Source organism: Thiobaca trueperi (assembly GCF_004342175.1).
Taxonomy (GTDB): Bacteria; Pseudomonadota; Gammaproteobacteria; order Chromatiales; family Chromatiaceae; genus Thiobaca; species Thiobaca trueperi.
Map to the genome: position 1 here is coordinate 153065 of NZ_SMAO01000006.1, position 15336 is coordinate 168400.

The 15336-nt window shown below is 56.7% G+C and carries 14 protein-coding genes; all 14 read right to left on the reverse strand.

What is annotated here, in order from left to right; translation table 11 throughout:
• Window positions 1-17 precede the first annotated feature (17 nt).
• A complete protein-coding gene (locus EDC35_RS12645; protein WP_132977612.1) occupies window positions 18-518 on the reverse strand; it encodes a GtrA family protein in 501 nt (166 codons plus the stop codon).
• Window positions 519-559: 41 nt separating this feature from the next.
• Window positions 560-1198 (reverse strand): HAD family hydrolase, encoded by a 639-nt coding sequence (locus EDC35_RS12650; protein WP_165903427.1) that lies wholly within the window; start codon window positions 1196-1198, stop codon window positions 560-562.
• A gap of 7 nt (window positions 1199-1205) precedes the next feature.
• Complete coding sequence (locus EDC35_RS12655) at window positions 1206-2294, reverse strand: N-acetylneuraminate synthase family protein (RefSeq protein ID WP_132977614.1); 1089 nt, start codon at window positions 2292-2294, stop codon at window positions 1206-1208.
• 47 nt (window positions 2295-2341) lie between these two features.
• Window positions 2342-3316 carry a radical SAM/SPASM domain-containing protein gene (locus EDC35_RS12660; RefSeq protein ID WP_132977615.1) on the reverse strand — a complete coding sequence of 325 codons (975 nt, stop codon included), beginning with the start codon at window positions 3314-3316 and terminating at the stop codon, window positions 2342-2344.
• Window positions 3317-3428: 112 nt separating this feature from the next.
• The gene (locus EDC35_RS12665; protein ID WP_132977616.1) at window positions 3429-4430 is read right to left on the reverse strand and encodes a glycosyltransferase family 2 protein; all 1002 of its coding nucleotides are present in this window, start codon (window positions 4428-4430) and stop codon (window positions 3429-3431) included.
• Complete coding sequence (locus EDC35_RS12670; RefSeq protein ID WP_165903429.1) at window positions 4430-5575, reverse strand: class I SAM-dependent methyltransferase; 1146 nt, start codon at window positions 5573-5575, stop codon at window positions 4430-4432. The genes EDC35_RS12665 and EDC35_RS12670 overlap by 1 nt, the downstream gene beginning before the upstream one ends.
• Window positions 5576-5678: 103 nt before the next feature.
• Window positions 5679-6785, reverse strand: coding sequence for an FkbM family methyltransferase (locus tag EDC35_RS12675; protein ID WP_132977618.1), 1107 nt, complete (start codon window positions 6783-6785; stop codon window positions 5679-5681).
• A complete protein-coding gene (locus EDC35_RS12680) occupies window positions 6786-8609 on the reverse strand; it encodes a thiamine pyrophosphate-binding protein (protein WP_132977619.1) in 1824 nt (607 codons plus the stop codon).
• Window positions 8606-9682 carry an NAD-dependent epimerase/dehydratase family protein gene (locus tag EDC35_RS12685; protein ID WP_132977620.1) on the reverse strand — a complete coding sequence of 359 codons (1077 nt, stop codon included), beginning with the start codon at window positions 9680-9682 and terminating at the stop codon, window positions 8606-8608. Before EDC35_RS12685 ends, EDC35_RS12680 begins: the two co-directional genes overlap by 4 nt.
• A 3-nt stretch (window positions 9683-9685) precedes the next feature.
• Complete coding sequence (gene rfbH, locus EDC35_RS12690) at window positions 9686-11293, reverse strand: lipopolysaccharide biosynthesis protein RfbH (RefSeq protein ID WP_165903430.1); 1608 nt, start codon at window positions 11291-11293, stop codon at window positions 9686-9688.
• The gene (locus tag EDC35_RS12695; RefSeq protein WP_132977622.1) at window positions 11277-11531 is read right to left on the reverse strand and encodes a hypothetical protein; all 255 of its coding nucleotides are present in this window, start codon (window positions 11529-11531) and stop codon (window positions 11277-11279) included. Before EDC35_RS12695 ends, rfbH begins: the two co-directional genes overlap by 17 nt.
• 1 nt (window position 11532) lies before the next feature.
• Window positions 11533-12609, reverse strand: a complete 1077-nt coding sequence (rfbG, locus tag EDC35_RS12700; protein ID WP_132977623.1) for a CDP-glucose 4,6-dehydratase — start codon at window positions 12607-12609, stop codon at window positions 11533-11535.
• A complete protein-coding gene (gene rfbF / locus EDC35_RS12705) occupies window positions 12606-13379 on the reverse strand; it encodes a glucose-1-phosphate cytidylyltransferase (protein WP_132977624.1) in 774 nt (257 codons plus the stop codon). Before rfbF ends, rfbG begins: the two co-directional genes overlap by 4 nt.
• A gap of 18 nt (window positions 13380-13397) precedes the next feature.
• A complete protein-coding gene (locus EDC35_RS12710) occupies window positions 13398-15317 on the reverse strand; it encodes a tetratricopeptide repeat protein (RefSeq protein WP_132977625.1) in 1920 nt (639 codons plus the stop codon).
• Window positions 15318-15336 lie beyond the last annotated feature (19 nt).

Genomic DNA, 15336 nt, shown 5'->3' on the forward strand with positions numbered 1-15336 from the left:
AGGCAGGTCCATATGAGTCATTGCCGGCCTCTGAAATTGCCGTATTCCATCGACGTCGCTGCGGCAACGCCGTTTCTGAATGTAAACATTTTATGTCCAAAGAAGCTCAGAATGACCTGTGTTGCCAACAGCAAAGCGCCTGCGATATACGGCGCGGCATGCGGGTTATCCGTCAGATACGCCACAACGAATACCGATGGAGGCAGCAGTGCCAATCCCAGCAGGATGCTTCCGCTATAAATAATCAGACAGCGTGCCCATTCAGTAAAATAGTGACCCTTGGTCTTGAAGACGAACCATTTGTAGCCGAGAAAAGAAACCGTGATATTCAGCACGCTTGACAGCAGACTTGCCGCCAGGTAGCTGGCAGGAATATAGGAGGCCAGGAGGGCGGTGAACAGTGCGAACATACCGTAACCGAACACCGTATTCCAAATTCCGACAACGAGATAACGCCCAAACTGCCCAGGCGGGATATGCGAGGTCAACGAGGTCAGAAAGGAACGAGGCTTCAGCATGTAAGACTGGCTCAGTATTCAGCGTGAAGAAAAAAGCTGCCTCAGCACAATCTGGCAATCGCAGCCGCGTTATCGAGCACCACCAGATCGCGTAAGACATCTGGCGAAAATCGCCCATAACCCCAGCTCACGCCGATAAACTGCAAACCGTTTTCGTGCGCTGCCTGCGCGTCGTCCGGCGTATCGCCAATCAGACAGGCATCCTGCCCAGGGATGTCATGTTTCTCCAGCAACCAACGGATCAGCGCGGCTTTCGATGCGAAAACAGGGGAAACCGAATCCAATGCATGGATGCCTGCAAACAAGGACGTCCAGTCCAGCATATTCAGAATACGTAAGGTTGGACGAATGCGTTTATTTGTTACGATGAACATTTTTGAACCGCTTGATGCCAGCGAGCGCAGTGTCTCATCGATACCTGGATAGACCAAGGTCTTCAAATAACCACTGCTATCGTATTCCTCACGGAAAAAATTCGCCAAACGCTCAACGGTGCCTGCATCCTCAATGCCTGCGATCCTGCTCAAAATCACATGTAACGGAGGCCCGATCAGCGATTGATCCAAGGGCACGACTGGAGCGATACCTGCCCGTGCCAGGGCTGTGGCGAACGTGTCAAGAATACCTGGAGCAGAGTCGATCAGCGTGCCATCGAGATCGAATAACAGAATGTCAGGCATGATCGAATCAAAGTCCGCGCTGGTAGATCTGGTCGCGAAGCGTGCTGTTACGGGAATAAGGGCTATCCACATCATCGATCATGAGCGGCTTGTCCTTGCTGATGTCTGACAGGATCTGCTGACCGTTGAGGATTTCCCGGCAAGACAGTTGGCCCTTTAGCAAAGGAATCGCGAGATAGAAATCGCGGTTCAGGTTGCGATGATGGATTTCGTATCCTGCGGGCAGGTCACGCTTGGCGTAAACACCCCGAACCAGCGCATCGAGATACTGAACTTCCTTGCGTTTTGGAGTGCGTTTGGTTGTGCTTTCCCCGCCACACATCTCAACCGCCTTGTGGTAAGCCTTGAACCAGGCATCAATCTGGTGCGGGAGCGAGCAATAGGGTGAAACCGGGATGTCGTCATCCTCGATATCGATGTGACGCTCCCAGATTCGGGCTCCTTTTGCATAGGAGATCAGCATCGAAGCGTGCCAATCGGTGTATTCATGGGTCGAAAACCCAATGACATTGTTCGGGTAGCGCTGACGCAGATAGTCGATCTGGTTCAGTTCCAGTTCGCCGTCCTCGGACGGATAGATCGAGACACAATGATTGATCGCGAGCGGAATATGTCGATTGGCAAAAAATTTCACCAGATCGTCAAGGTCTTTCAATGAGGAACCGCCGGTCGATACGATGACCGGGCGTTTTGTCAGCGCAATGCGTTCGATCAGGAACCAATCGTTGAGATCGGAACTGGCGATTTTGATGATGGGAAGATCCAGCTCCTCACAGAAATCCACCGATGCCTCATCAAATGGCGTAGCCATCGGGATGCAGCCCTGCTCCTTGATGCGGGCCACCAGCGTGCACATCTCGGCCTTTGGAAGTTTCGTCGCCTCAGTTTTGCTGATGTAGCGGACATCGCGTGTCCCTTTGAAATCCGGATGGACAAAACTCTCGACATCGCGAAACTGGAGTTTGATGGCCGCGCGCACGTTGTTGAATTTGACGACCTGAGCGAAGTCATTGACGATCTTAAGACCGCGATCAAGACGCCCCCAATGATTGTTGGCAAGTTCGAGCACAAAAAGATTCTCGAAAATTCGCTTCATTTTGAATTTCTCACTAAGTTATCACTATGCCACTTATGTGCTCGTGATTAATCGTAGTTGTATCGCTTCAGAAGTCGCTCGCGAGCGTCGTCGAGATCAAATAAGTCGGTAACTCCGAGCATATAATGGCAATGGGCGCAAGCCGCGTATTCGCTGCGCAGACCTTGCAAGTGTGCTTTTCGGAGTCTGCCTAGCTCAGGGCCATTCCAGATTTCAGGAATAGATTTCTTGGTTATGTCGCCAATGATTAGGGCTAGCGCCCAATCGTCGCAGCAAGGAGAAACGGTGCCATTAAAATTTATTGCGAGCATCTTAAAAGGCTCTGGGCAGACGATGCGGCTTGGCTTAATGGGGGTCACGCCATCCATGCCAACTCGGGGATTCAATCCGAGCGTGAAATCTTTTATATTTGAATTGCTCCAGCCCATTATTCCCTCTATGCGAGCGACATCTGAAATTGGCCTGAAATCTCTTATGAACTTCTCACGTTCACTATTAGACAGGCCAGTGTCTATTATTTTTGCCAGTATTTTCGTGGCGCTCCGGCGACGTCTTGCTTCAGAATAAAAGTAACGTACATTCTCAAGAATCGAATCATAATCGTCGTAGTTCTGAGTGACTCTTAGATATCCCTCATTAGTCACATGCTCTACGGAGATGCGTATAGCATTCAATCCTGCGTCCAAAAGGGCGTCAGAAAGCGCGGGGGAAAGGCGTGATGCGTTTGTGGTTATTTCTGTGCTTGAGGCAACTTTGTGCGACGTCGCGTAGGCTACCATCTCCGCAATATCCTTATGGAGTAGCGGCTCTCCATCCTTGTGGAGAGAGAGTACAGCGATATTTCCTCCGAATGCGGTGAGTTGGTCTATTATCGATTTGTATAGGGAGAGTTGCATTAGTCCGATGGGGCGATTGACGGACCGAAGTAGTTCTTTGTCAGAAGTTGGACAGAAGACGCAACGGAAATTACAGGCATTGCAGACGTCGATCATGACGTATTGCGGCGCGCCTAATGGCAGCATTCGCGATAGCGAGCCTGCTCTTCGAACAAGAAATCTTCCGATGGCATTCTTTCGGAGCAGGATTTACCCGAGTTGCGTGTTGATAAGGCGGTATCCGAGCATGGTAACGAGGTTATACATATCCACACGGTGGCTCTAATTTAGTGAGTGTTATGGACTCGCGCTCGAAATTGATACGCTCTTTTTCGACAACAAGAGGTCTTTTCATGACCTGAGAATGAATAGACAGAACGTATTCGCCGATAATTCCGATGAAAAATAACTGCACTGCGGCAAAGAAGAAAACGCTAATTAAGATGGGCGCTGTCCCGACCGTAAAGTAATCCCAGAACATCAGCTTGAGCAGTAAATAGGTGATGGAAACGCCCAGACTGAGTAACGCCAGCAGAAAGCCGGCCATAGCAGCCAAACGAACCGGCACCTTGGAATGACTGGTGATGCCAAGCATCGCCAGATCATAAAGCGTGTAGAAATTATTCTTGGTGATTCCGCGCAGGCGTCTTGGCTGTTCGAACGGAATAGTTGCGTACTCGAAGCCAAGCTCGGAAATAAGACCACGAAAATACGGATAAGGGTCGCCAATTTTTCTGATTTCATCAATCACAGAACGATCATAGAGTCCAAAGCCGGTAAAATCAGGGATCAGCTTGACATCTGAGATTCGGCCGATGGTACGGTAATAGGTGCGGCGCACGAGAGTCATCAAAAAAGTCTCTCTCGATTTCGGCTTGACACCGACTGCAATTTTATATCCTGCTTCCCATTGCTTTAAAAATGCACCGAGTAGTTCAGGTGGATCCTGAAGATCGGATGCCATCGTAATAATCGCAGCGCCCCTTGCCTGCATGATTGCATGGACTGGCGAGCGGATGTGTCCGAAATTTCTGGTATTGACGATCAGCTTGATTTTCGGATTGGTTTGAGCGATTAGCTTGATGCGCTCGACCGTGCGATCAGTCGATGCATTGTCGATAAAGATATGCTCATAGTCATATTTCGGAAATGGCGCCAGTGCCGTCCCTATTCTTTCCACAAGTTCGGAGACGTTATCCTCTTCGTTGAAACAGGGGGTGACAATGCTAATAAGCACTGAAGATTCAGTTTGATCAGACATCAATGCTCGCCATCCACAATCGAATGAAACGGATACGCGACGCCTAATGCACAGTAGTCCTGTTCAATTTGATCGGCGGCGACCGCAGCAGCACAAATGACCAGTGTATTATCCGGTAGATTCTGCAACCCGACCTCCGGGCTGAGGATGAGTTTACCCGCGAAGCGTAAGCCTTGTTTTTTACTGTCGCGATCAACAATCGCCAGAAGAGAGTGCAGGGGAAACCAGGGCTCGCCAATGAGCCGCTGCGCGAGCGATCCGGCACCCCACAACACAAATGGCGTTTCATTCCCCATGAGTGCAAGCAGGCGGGTGCGCAGTTGCGTGACACCTTCGATGCTTTCCTCAACGTATTTCGCGAGTGAAGAATACAGTGACTCACCCGGTTCAAAAGCGGTCATGCCTGTTTCAAAAAGGCCGAAAATCGCGGGATAGCCGGCCCCGTTCTGGAGACAGATTTTTTTCTGTCCCATTTCAACAATCGACAACCCCAGCACATGAGCAAAATATGTTAGTGATCCCCGTCCAAAATGATTGATGTGCTCGGGGTCGAAGAAGTAAAGAGGCGGAAAGTTCTGTAGATCGTATCCTGCTGGATCCGGTACCTCGATATAGATCTTACCCCCAGGAGCGAGCAAGGCGAGCACCGATTTCAGCACGGCCTGCGCGTCGAATACGTGTTCAAGTACATGACTGAGAATGATCAGATCGAAAGATGGTTCGTTGCGATCGCTCCACCAAAGATGTTCTGCAGGCAGCACAATCGTGTGCGCATTCATTCCGGTAGCACGAATTCGCTCCACACAAACTGGTGATGGGTCAAATCCCGTCAGATCCTCGAAACCATTTTTCCTCAATTCTTTAAGCAATCCTCCATTGCCACAGCCAATGTCCGCGATCCGCGCGCCTGGTGGCGCATGGCGCGATAGAAACGCAGCCAAGGTTTCAAGACGTTGACGATCCATCGGCTCATCACCGCCGCCAGTGGCAACGCCTGGATCTTCGTATTTTGAAAATGACCGGTAATGGTCATCGTAGTCAGATGCCCGCGCCTCTGAATCGGCGAACCCGCTTCCACATCTCCGGCATACTGCTACATCATAGTGCGAAGGCAAAGGCGACGTTTCCGGCAGAACGAAATACATCCTATGCAGGTAGTGGCATTCATGTGAATGACATGCTGGACAGGGCCGAGTGGATGTCGCCAGAACGACGTCCTGTTTTTGTGTTTGCAGAGAGACTCGTTTTTCAGCAAACGGCATAAAGCACACTGTCAAAGGTATTGGATTCATGAATCCGATATGTCAGTTGATACCGGGGCTCAATGCGTTGCAGAAACTCAGGGATTTTCCAGATGTCGTCCCAGCGGTGATAGGCGGCAATCGCCAGGACTGGCCGGTCTCTGGCAATGATGCCTTGTGCACCTTCGAGGGCGGCGAGTTCGTGGCCTTCGATATCGAGCTTGATGTAGTCGATGCGCTGATTCATGAGACAGTCATCCAGTGTCACGCACTGGATGCGGCTCTCGCCGCTGGACATGATCGCGCTGGCCTCACCATTTTCGCATGAGAAAGCAAGCCATTCGGTGGCGTTCGATAATCCGCAAGGAAAGCCGGTTACCGGAAAACCGAAAGTCCTGGCTTTCCGGGCAAGTTTGGAAAAGTTTGCCGGATCGGGTTCGAAGACGTAGGCGCCGGCCAGTTGGAGTCGTTCAGCGGCCTGCATCAGGGTGTCGCCATCGTAGGCGCCGCCATCGACGTAGACGACCGGCCGGCCAGTCGCTACGAAACTGGCAATGACCTCATCCGGATAGTACTGGCAGGTGCCCGATGGCTGAGGCGCCCTTTCTGGCGATGCACCAAGCCGAAAACGCAGCGTATCCATAAACTGTTGTCGGCTTTCTTCGTCACCGAGCATCTGCAAGGCGCGTTCGATCTGCGGGCGCTTGTCGGCGTAGTGTCTGCGATCAGTCAGCCAATAGCGCCAGCCCATCTGTTGCTCGATCACCTCGAAATAATCCTGAGGCAACCGCAGGCGGTCGATGCCCCGAGCATGGCAAGCGGCCGCCAGCAGACTGAGATCCGATGCCGCGCTACGATTGAACACCGCCAGCCACATCGGCAATGCACAGAGATTTCTATCCAGATCCCCCAGGGATACAACCGGAACATTATCGATCGTGCCAGCCGATTGGCCGGACACCACGAACGCACGCACCGGAATGCCTAGATCTTGCAGAGCGGAAAACACCGCACGCGCGAAATGACCCGCACCGAAGAGCGTAACCCCGTCATGCCTCGCCTCGTCGATTGTCGCGTGGATCTTTGAACCAATCTCGAAAAAATCGAACATCATTCAAACCTCCTCGCTTCCAGGGACAGGGCGGCGTGGTTTCGCACATTGCGCCACCGCTTCCGCTCGCACGGCCGCAAGCTCCTCGCTCGGAAGAAACGGAAACATATCGTCAAGTTCAGGTGTGGCGAATGTGCCGTCTTCCAGCATGCGTGATTTGATACGGGGCTCGAAGGGTTGTGCTGGATCGACATCGATATGGATCAGCGCCGGACCATCAAGTGCGAGCATTTCGTTGAACTCAGGCAGATCATCGGGGCCGGAGATACGGGCGGCCTGGAGTCCGTAAGCGCGCGCGAGTGCCGCGTAGTCGGGGAACTCAACGCCCGAGGCCGGTGTGGCGCCAACGATGCCGCCGAAGAAATTTTCATGCGTCTGGCGGATCGACAGATAGCCGTCGTTGGCGATCACGATGACCAGCACCCGCGTGCCCAGCGTCTTCAGTGTCTGCAATTCCTGGACGTTCATCTGCAGGCTACCGTCGCCCGCCAGGCAGATCACGCGTCTGGTGCCTGCGCCCATCGCGGCTCCGATCGCCGCCGGCAGGTCGTAGCCCATCGAGGCCGAGCCGGAATTGCTGAACAGACGTTGCCCGGCGTGCAGTCGGCCAACCTGGAATGGCAGGATGCAGGCTGAGGCATTGCCGCAGACGACGATGTCGTCATCGCGCAGTTGGCCGAAGACATGATCGACGATGGCATAAGGATTCAGGCGGGGCGCGAGTCTGTGATGCGGTTGCAAGACCGGATAACGATCCTGCAACGCATGACACCAGCGCGCCCAATCGCTGTAGTCGGGCAGGGCGGCGAGTTCGATTTCGGCGGCCAGGGTGCCAATGAAACGGGCGGCATCGGCAACGATTTTCAGCGAGGGTTTAACGAACGGCTTTTCAAGTTCGGCCGGATCGATATCGATCTGGATGATGTCGGCATTCTGAGCGAACGTGGACCAGTTGTAGCTGACCTGACGGATGTTGAGGCGCGAGCCGATTACCAGCAGACAATCGCAGGCTTGCAGACAGAAATTACCCGCGCGCGTACCGATCGTACCGGGACGCCCGGCAAACAGCGGGTGATCGCTGGCGATGAGATCGTGCGTCCAGGCGGTGGCGACCGGAATGCCGGTCGTTTCGGCAAGTGCGAGCAAACTGGCCGTTGCGCCAGCGATGCGCACGCCGCTTCCGGCCAGAATCAGCGGCCGTTGTGCGGCGCACAGGCGCGCGATGACCTGTTCGCAATCGTCGATCAGGGTCGGTGATGCCAGCGCAACCGGTGACGGGACGGACGGTATCTCTAGCGCAACGGTCGCGGACTGGATATCGAGCGGAACCTCGACCCAGGCCGGGCCGGGGCGACCGACCGTCGCCGCCGCGAGCGCGGCGGGGAGCAGGGTGATCAGGTCTTCGGGCCGGCGGGCCACCTCCGCGTATTTCGTGACTGGCTTCGCCATGTGGATGACCGGGCCTTCCTGATCGCCGAGCTGACGCAAGCCGACGACCGGAACGAAATCCAGGCAGGTTTCACGTTTGACCTGCCCGGACAGCACCAGCATCGGCACTGAGTCGGTATAGGCGCCGAATACGCCGTTGAGGGCATTGATGCCACCGGGTCCGGTCGTGACATTGACCACCGCCGGTTTGCCGGTGACACGCGCGTAACCCTCGGCCGCCATCGCGCAGGCCTGCTCGTGGTGCATGTAGGTGCAGCGCAGTCGGGGATGCGTGCCGAGCGCATGATTCAGAAACATCGCCCCCCCGCCGGTGACGCAGAACACCTGCTCGATTCCCTGAGCAACCAACCAGTCGGCAATCTGTTGAGAAACATTCATGAGGCGTCCGCCTGGATTGCGTGAATGTTGGGGGTGCGCTCAAAAGACGGATCCTGCGCGCGCGCCCAACGCAAGGTGCGCTGTAGCGCCTGATCGAGCGGTGTCCACACCTCCAGGCCCAACTCATCGCGAGCGCGTGTGATCGATGGCACATAGCGCGTCGGCGGTTGTCCCGATGGCGCACCCTGAATCCGCACGCGGTCATCGCCGCCGGCAGTCGCAACCGCCCGGGCGAGATCGGCAATGCTCACCGCCACGTCGGATCCGACGTTGTAGGGGCGATTCGGCTGGCCGTCGAGCAGTACCGCGAGCAGCCACACCACCAGATCGCCCGCATAGAGATAGGAACGGTAAGGCGTGCCGTCGCCCTGGATCTCGATGGGCCTGCCGTGCAGCAGGTCGCGCATGAAATTGCCCACGGCAAAATGCGCGTCGAAGGGCAGGAAGGGGCCAACGAAGGCGAAGCCGCGCGCGATCTTTACCGGCAGACCGGATGCGGCGCACAGGAACTCAGCCGCGCGCTTGCCTTCACCGTAAGCGGATGCCGGCGAATTTGGATCGGGAGCGCCTGCATGGTTTTCGTCCAGGCGCTCGATGTGCGTCGGCTGGGGGCCATAGACAGCGCCCGAACTCGTCAGCAGCATGGCGGCGCAGCCAGCGCGATCGGCGAATTCCAGTACATGGCGCGTACCGCTGGTGATGGTGTCGAACATCAACAGCGGTTGCGTACGGTTGAGTTGTTCGCTCGCGGCGGTCGCGGCATGGATCACGAACGGAAAGCTGCCGGGAGGCGGAGTGAAATCCCGCACGTCACCGCGCCACCAGTCAAGCGCGTGATGTGTCGCCAGCGCACTGGCGCGACGGGTAAATGTCTCGGGATCCCGGCTCAACACGGTGATACGCAGACGCAGATCCAGCCGGTCATCGGCCCAGGTCAGGGCTTCGAGCAGCCAGCGACCGAAAAAGCCGGTGCCACCGGTGATGAAAAGCCGTTCGCCGGCGAGTCGCCGCAACCAAGGCTCGGCGAGGGAAACGATTTCGTCGAGATCGGCGGCGAGTGGGTTGGGCGGCATCAACTATTTGCCTATGGCGAAGAATTGGCTGAATCTGTCGCTGGTGTAATCAAGCATCTCCCGCATCAGCCCCGGCCACAGACCAATCCAGAAGGTGTCATTCATCACCCGATCCGTATTTTCGAGCGAACCGGCGATGCGGTATTCGCGCCCAGCCATCGAAGGCTGACGGATCAGATTGCCACCGAACAGCAGGCGGGTGCCGATCCTGTGCTCGTCCAGGTATTTGATGAGATCGATCCGCGCGGTATTTGCTTCGGGTTTGAGCGTGATCGGATAGCCGAACCAGGAGGGGTCGCTGTCCGGCGTGGCGCGCGGCAGTTCCAGACGATCAGCGAGCGGTGCAAGGCGATCACTGAGATAGGCGAAATTGGCCTTGCGTGCGGCGATGAAATCCGGCAGTCGATCAAGCTGCGCCAGCCCGCAGGCCGCCTGCATGTCGGTGATTTTGAGGTTATAGCCAAGATGGGAATAGGTGTATTTGTGGTCGTAGCCCGGTGGCAGCGCGCCACGCTGCCAGTCGAAGCGTTTGCCGCAGGTGTTGTCGCAACCGGGTGCGCAATAACAGTCACGTCCCCAGTCGCGCAGTGATTCAAGGATCTTGCGCAGCCGTCCGCTCCGGGTGAAGACCGCCCCGCCCTCGCCCATGGTGATGTGGTGGGCGGGGTAGAAGCTCAGGGTGCCGATGTCGCCGAAGGTGCCGACCAGCTTGTCTTGATAGGTCGAGCCGAGCGCATCGCAGCAATCCTCGATCAACCACAAATGATGCTCGCGTGCGATGCGGGTGACCTCTGCCAACGCGAAGGGGTTGCCGAGCGTATGCGCGAGCATGATGGCGCGGGTGCGCGGCCCGAGCGCGGCCTCGATCCTGTTGACATCAATGTTGTAGGTCGGGATGTCGATATCGACGAAGACCGGCACGCAGCCGTTCTGCAGGATCGGGTTGACCGTGGTTGGAAAGCCGGCGGCAACGGTGATGACCTCGTCGCCGGGACGCAGGGCGCGCGCGCCGAGCGTGGGTGAGGTGAGCGCGGTGAAGGCGAGCAGGTTGGCCGATGAACCCGAATTCGTCGTCAGGACATGGCGCACGCCGAGTATCTCGGCAAGACGCGACTCGAAGGCGGCATTGAAGCGTCCGGTGGTCAGCCAGCCGTCGAGTGCGGCCTCGACCATGTTCTGCATTTCCGGGGCGCCGATCACCTTGCCGGCGGGCGGGATGGGGGTGACGCCGGGCTCGAAGGGGCGGGGTGTTATGCCAGCTTCCGCGAACCCCTTGACACGATGCGCTGTGGCTTTGCGTAACAACTCTCCGCGTTTGGCGGCATTCAGGCGGGCGACCGGGCGGCACTGGCTAGCCTGTAACGTGATGATCTTATCGACCCGCGCGACACTGTCCAATCGCAGCACGCCTTCTGCCAGATCGGCATTGCCGATGGCAACGGCAAAGGGGTCGAAGGCATAGGCATCGACTTCAGATGTCATGTACGCAACTTGAACATCCCCGGCATGACGTTCGTCGTTAACCGAAATCACGACACCCGGCCTCACCTTGCTGCCGGCGCGGTTGGTGTACGGAAAATCCAGCAGCACGATATCACCGGGCTTTAACATCGAACGCCTGCTCCCAATCCACGTCGCTGTCATCGTCGGTCGCAAAAAAGCCGGCCATCCCGAGCGCCTGAAAATCCTGTTCGGAATCCTTGGCGATACCCTGAAAGATCGATGCGGGTATCCCTGTTTTTCCTTCCCGATCAAGCACGATCACTAACAGCTCGGCATCTTCGATGTCGGTCAAAGGCTCAAGCAACTGGATGCGGCCATGACGGTAAACGGCTTTGACGGCTTGCATGTCAGCCTCCCGAATCTGTTTGGTAGTCAGCGATCTCCGCCAGCGACCAGGCGCGCATGTCGTTTCCAGCATCCAGCGCCCGCTGCCAGGCAACGATGCGGGCGAGGGTTTCGGTCAGCGGCCAGCGGGGCGTCCAGCCTAAGCGTTGTCTGGCTTTGGCGCAATCCAGCCGAAGACTGTGCGCCTCATGGGGCTGCGGGGCATCGTCGCACTGCCAGTGACTGCCTTCGCCCCAGGCGGTGGTCAGGCGGTCGGCCAGCCACTGCACGGGGCGGCTGTCGCGGTCGTCAGGTCCGAAATTCCAGGCCTCGGCAAAGGCCGTTCCGGCAGTCAACAGCTTTTCGGCCAGCCGCAGATAGCCTGACAGCGGCTCCAGCACATGCTGCCAGGGACGGATCGCCTGCGGATGACGGATGATCGCCGGGCGGCCCGCCGCGAGGGCGCGCAGCAGATCGGGAATCAGCCGATCTTCGGCCCAGTCGCCGCCGCCGATGACATTGCCGGCGCGGACGCTGGCCAGGGCGACGCCGTGCCCGGCATGGTCCGCCGGATTGAAATAGGAATCGCGCCAGGCGCGGGTGATGAGTTCGGCGCAGCCTTTACTGCTGCTGTAGGGGTCATGGCCGCCCATGGGGTCATTCTCGCGGTAGCCCCACACCCATTCGCGGTTGTCATAGCACTTGTCGCTGGTGACGTTGACCACGGCGCGGACGCTGGTCGTCTGGCGCACGGCCTCCAGCAGATGCACCGTGCCCATGACGTTGGTGGCGAAGGTGCCGACCGGATCCGCGTAAGAGGCCCGCACCAGCGGTTGCGCCGCCAGATGGAAGACCATCTCCGGGCGATGGGCGGCGAGTGCGGCAGCGAGCCGGTCAGGGTCGCGGATGTCGGCGATGGTCGAGGTCATGTGCTCGCCGATGGCGGCGAGTTCGAACAGACTCGGACGGGTGGGAGGCGCCAGGGCATATCCGGCCAGATCGGCCCCCAGCGATTGCAGCCACAGCGACAGCCAGCCGCCCTTGAAACCGGTATGCCCGGTGATGAAAACGCGCCGACCGGACCAGAACGATACGTTCATGACCAGATCTTCCAGGGTGCGCGACCAGTCGCCCAGAGGTCTTCGAGCAGGTTCTTTTCGCGCAGCGTATCCATGGGTTGCCAGAAACCGCGATGATGCCAGGCGGTGAGCTGACCGCCACGGGCGAGCGTTTCGATCGGACCCGCTTCAAAGGCGCAATGATCGCCATCGATCAGATCGAGCACGGCTGGTTTCAGCACGAAGAAGCCGCCGTTGATCAGACCGCCATCGCCGTGCGGCTTTTCCTTGAATGACACGACGCGATCCGCCGTCAGCTCAATGGCGCCGAAGCGGCCTGGTGGCGTGACGGCGGTCACGGTGGCCAGAACCCGCTGCTCGCGATGGTAGGCGATGCTCGCGCCGATATCGATGTCACCGACACCATCCCCGTAGGTGAAGCAGAAATCCTCGTCGTGCTCGACATAGCGACGCACGCGCCCCAGACGGCCTCCGGTCTGCGTCGCCTCGCCGGTATCGACCAGCGTCACCCGCCAGGGCTCGGCGTGGTGTTCGTGGACTTCCATGCGATTGCAGGCCATGTCGAAGGTCACGTCCGACATGTGCAGGAAGTAGTTGGCGAAATATTCTTTGATGACATAGCCGCGATAGCCGAGACAGATCACGAAATCATTGATGCCGTGCGCGGAATAGATCTTCATCACATGCCAGAGGATCGGGCGCCCGCCGATCTCCACCATGGGTTTCGGCTTGAGCTGGGTTTCCTCACTGAGTCGGGTGCCGAGTCCGCCGGCCAGGATGACGGCTTTCATTTTTGGCTTTTCTGCTCGCTATGGTTTTGTGCGTTCGAGTTCGGTTTTCCAGTGGGCGCAGACATCTTTTGGTGCCGTGGGCAAAGCACAAACCTGGCTAAGCACCTGGGCGCGTCTTGACTGTGCATCCTCTTTCGCATCGGGAATGAAATAAGCAACAGCTTGCGCAAAAGCGGCTTCAGCGTCTTCCCATCGGTCAAGCCCGTATAGCGAAAGGGCTTTTAGCAGCCATCCGCTGGGATAAGTTGGTGCATATAGCAACACTGTACGAGCGTCAGAAAAGGCCTCGTTAAATTTGCCGAGCATTAAATGAGCTGTAGCGAAGTCAGTATAAATAGAGCGATAGAAGAATGCGGCGTCAAAACCGCTTATGGATTCAATGTCAAGCTCGGAAATCCCCATCGATTGAATGAATTGATGGGGTGGTGTCGGACTCATCTTTAAGGTGTCGTGAAACAGCGTCAGCGCTTTCTCAGGTTCGTTTATTTTCAGGTGGTACTCGCCTTTCAGTAATTTTGCGATTGCACGCTGACGCTCCGGTGTTTTTTCATGGTTGTTTTCATAAAACTCATCAACCCTTTTCAAGATCAAATCTGCTCTTGGAATGTCGTTGAAGCGCAGGGCGGACGCGGCATAGTTATTTTGAATGGCGGGCACATTCGGGTTCCGGGAATCGGCCCATGCCCAGAGGCTTAGCTCGTTATTCCATAATGGAATGGTCACCCTGATATTGGCGATGGCGGAGATGATGATCAGTGCCGCCAGCATGCCTGCCAGGATAGGCAGGCTGCGATGCATGGAAGGCGATAATTGAATGGATTGCAGTTGCAGCGTTGCAGCACTTAAGGCGAGAAAAACCAGTGGCAGTGTCAGGAAGCGTTCATGGCCGATACTGCCGCCGATGGGTATCGGCAGAATATTGAGGACAGGCAGCAGCGCGATGCCCCAGCCGGCCAGCAGAACGGCTGACCAGCGACGGCTCTTGATCAGCAATGCGAGTGCAAGGAGACCGACGGTAAGAGACGCGATGCCGAGCCAGCGCGCGCTGCGGCTCATGTCGATGACGTTGAATGGATGTTGCGGGTTGATATCAGTGAAAGGCCACAGACTCATCTTGATGTAAAAGAGCAGTGTTTGGCCGACAAAACCAGCGTGGTGCCAAACATCCTCGAACCCTGCGTTGACGCCCTGATCGCGACTGGTGATTTGCCCGAGAAGAACATGCCGCAGTATCAATACCAGTACGGCGGTTGCGGCTAATAATGCATAAAGACGCCATTCTCGCGATTGGAAGAACGAGATCGTTAATGCGCTCCAGGATCTGCGGAAGCCTTGTTGCCCCAAATAGATCAATAGCAGCAGCACGGGCAATGTTGCCGCCATCTCTTTGCTGAGGGCGGCGAGCAAAAAGCAGATGCTGACCCACAAATCGCGGCGCCAGCCATCAAACCCAAGATAACCCCAGATGGCGAGCAATATAAAAAAAGTAACCAGCAGATCAAAGCGGCCAGAAATCCAGGTGACAGGCTCGATCAGTGCCGGGTGCAGGGAATAAAACAAGGTCGCGAGCAGGACTCGCCAAGCCCTTGCCGTGAATTCTCCGTTCGCCGTTAAGCGGATCACGATCAGACCAACCAGCAGGGAGTTGGCAAGATGCAGGCCGATGTTTACAGCATGCGAAATGGCTGAATCGACCCCGGCCAGGCGAAATTCCAAGGCAAAGGAAGCCAGGGCAACGGGTCGAATGTAGGCTGTTCCTGGCAGAATTGGTTCAAATAAAGTCTGCCACAACAGATCGGGTATGCGGAGAGCCGGGTTGTTGGCAAATAATTGCCAATCGTCCCAGACATATTGGCCGTCGATGGCGGGCCAGTACGTCAGAGCGGCCAGGACGACGGCGAAGATGACCAGTGCGGGAAGCCAGCGATCAGGGTACATAAGTTGAATTGCCCGCAAC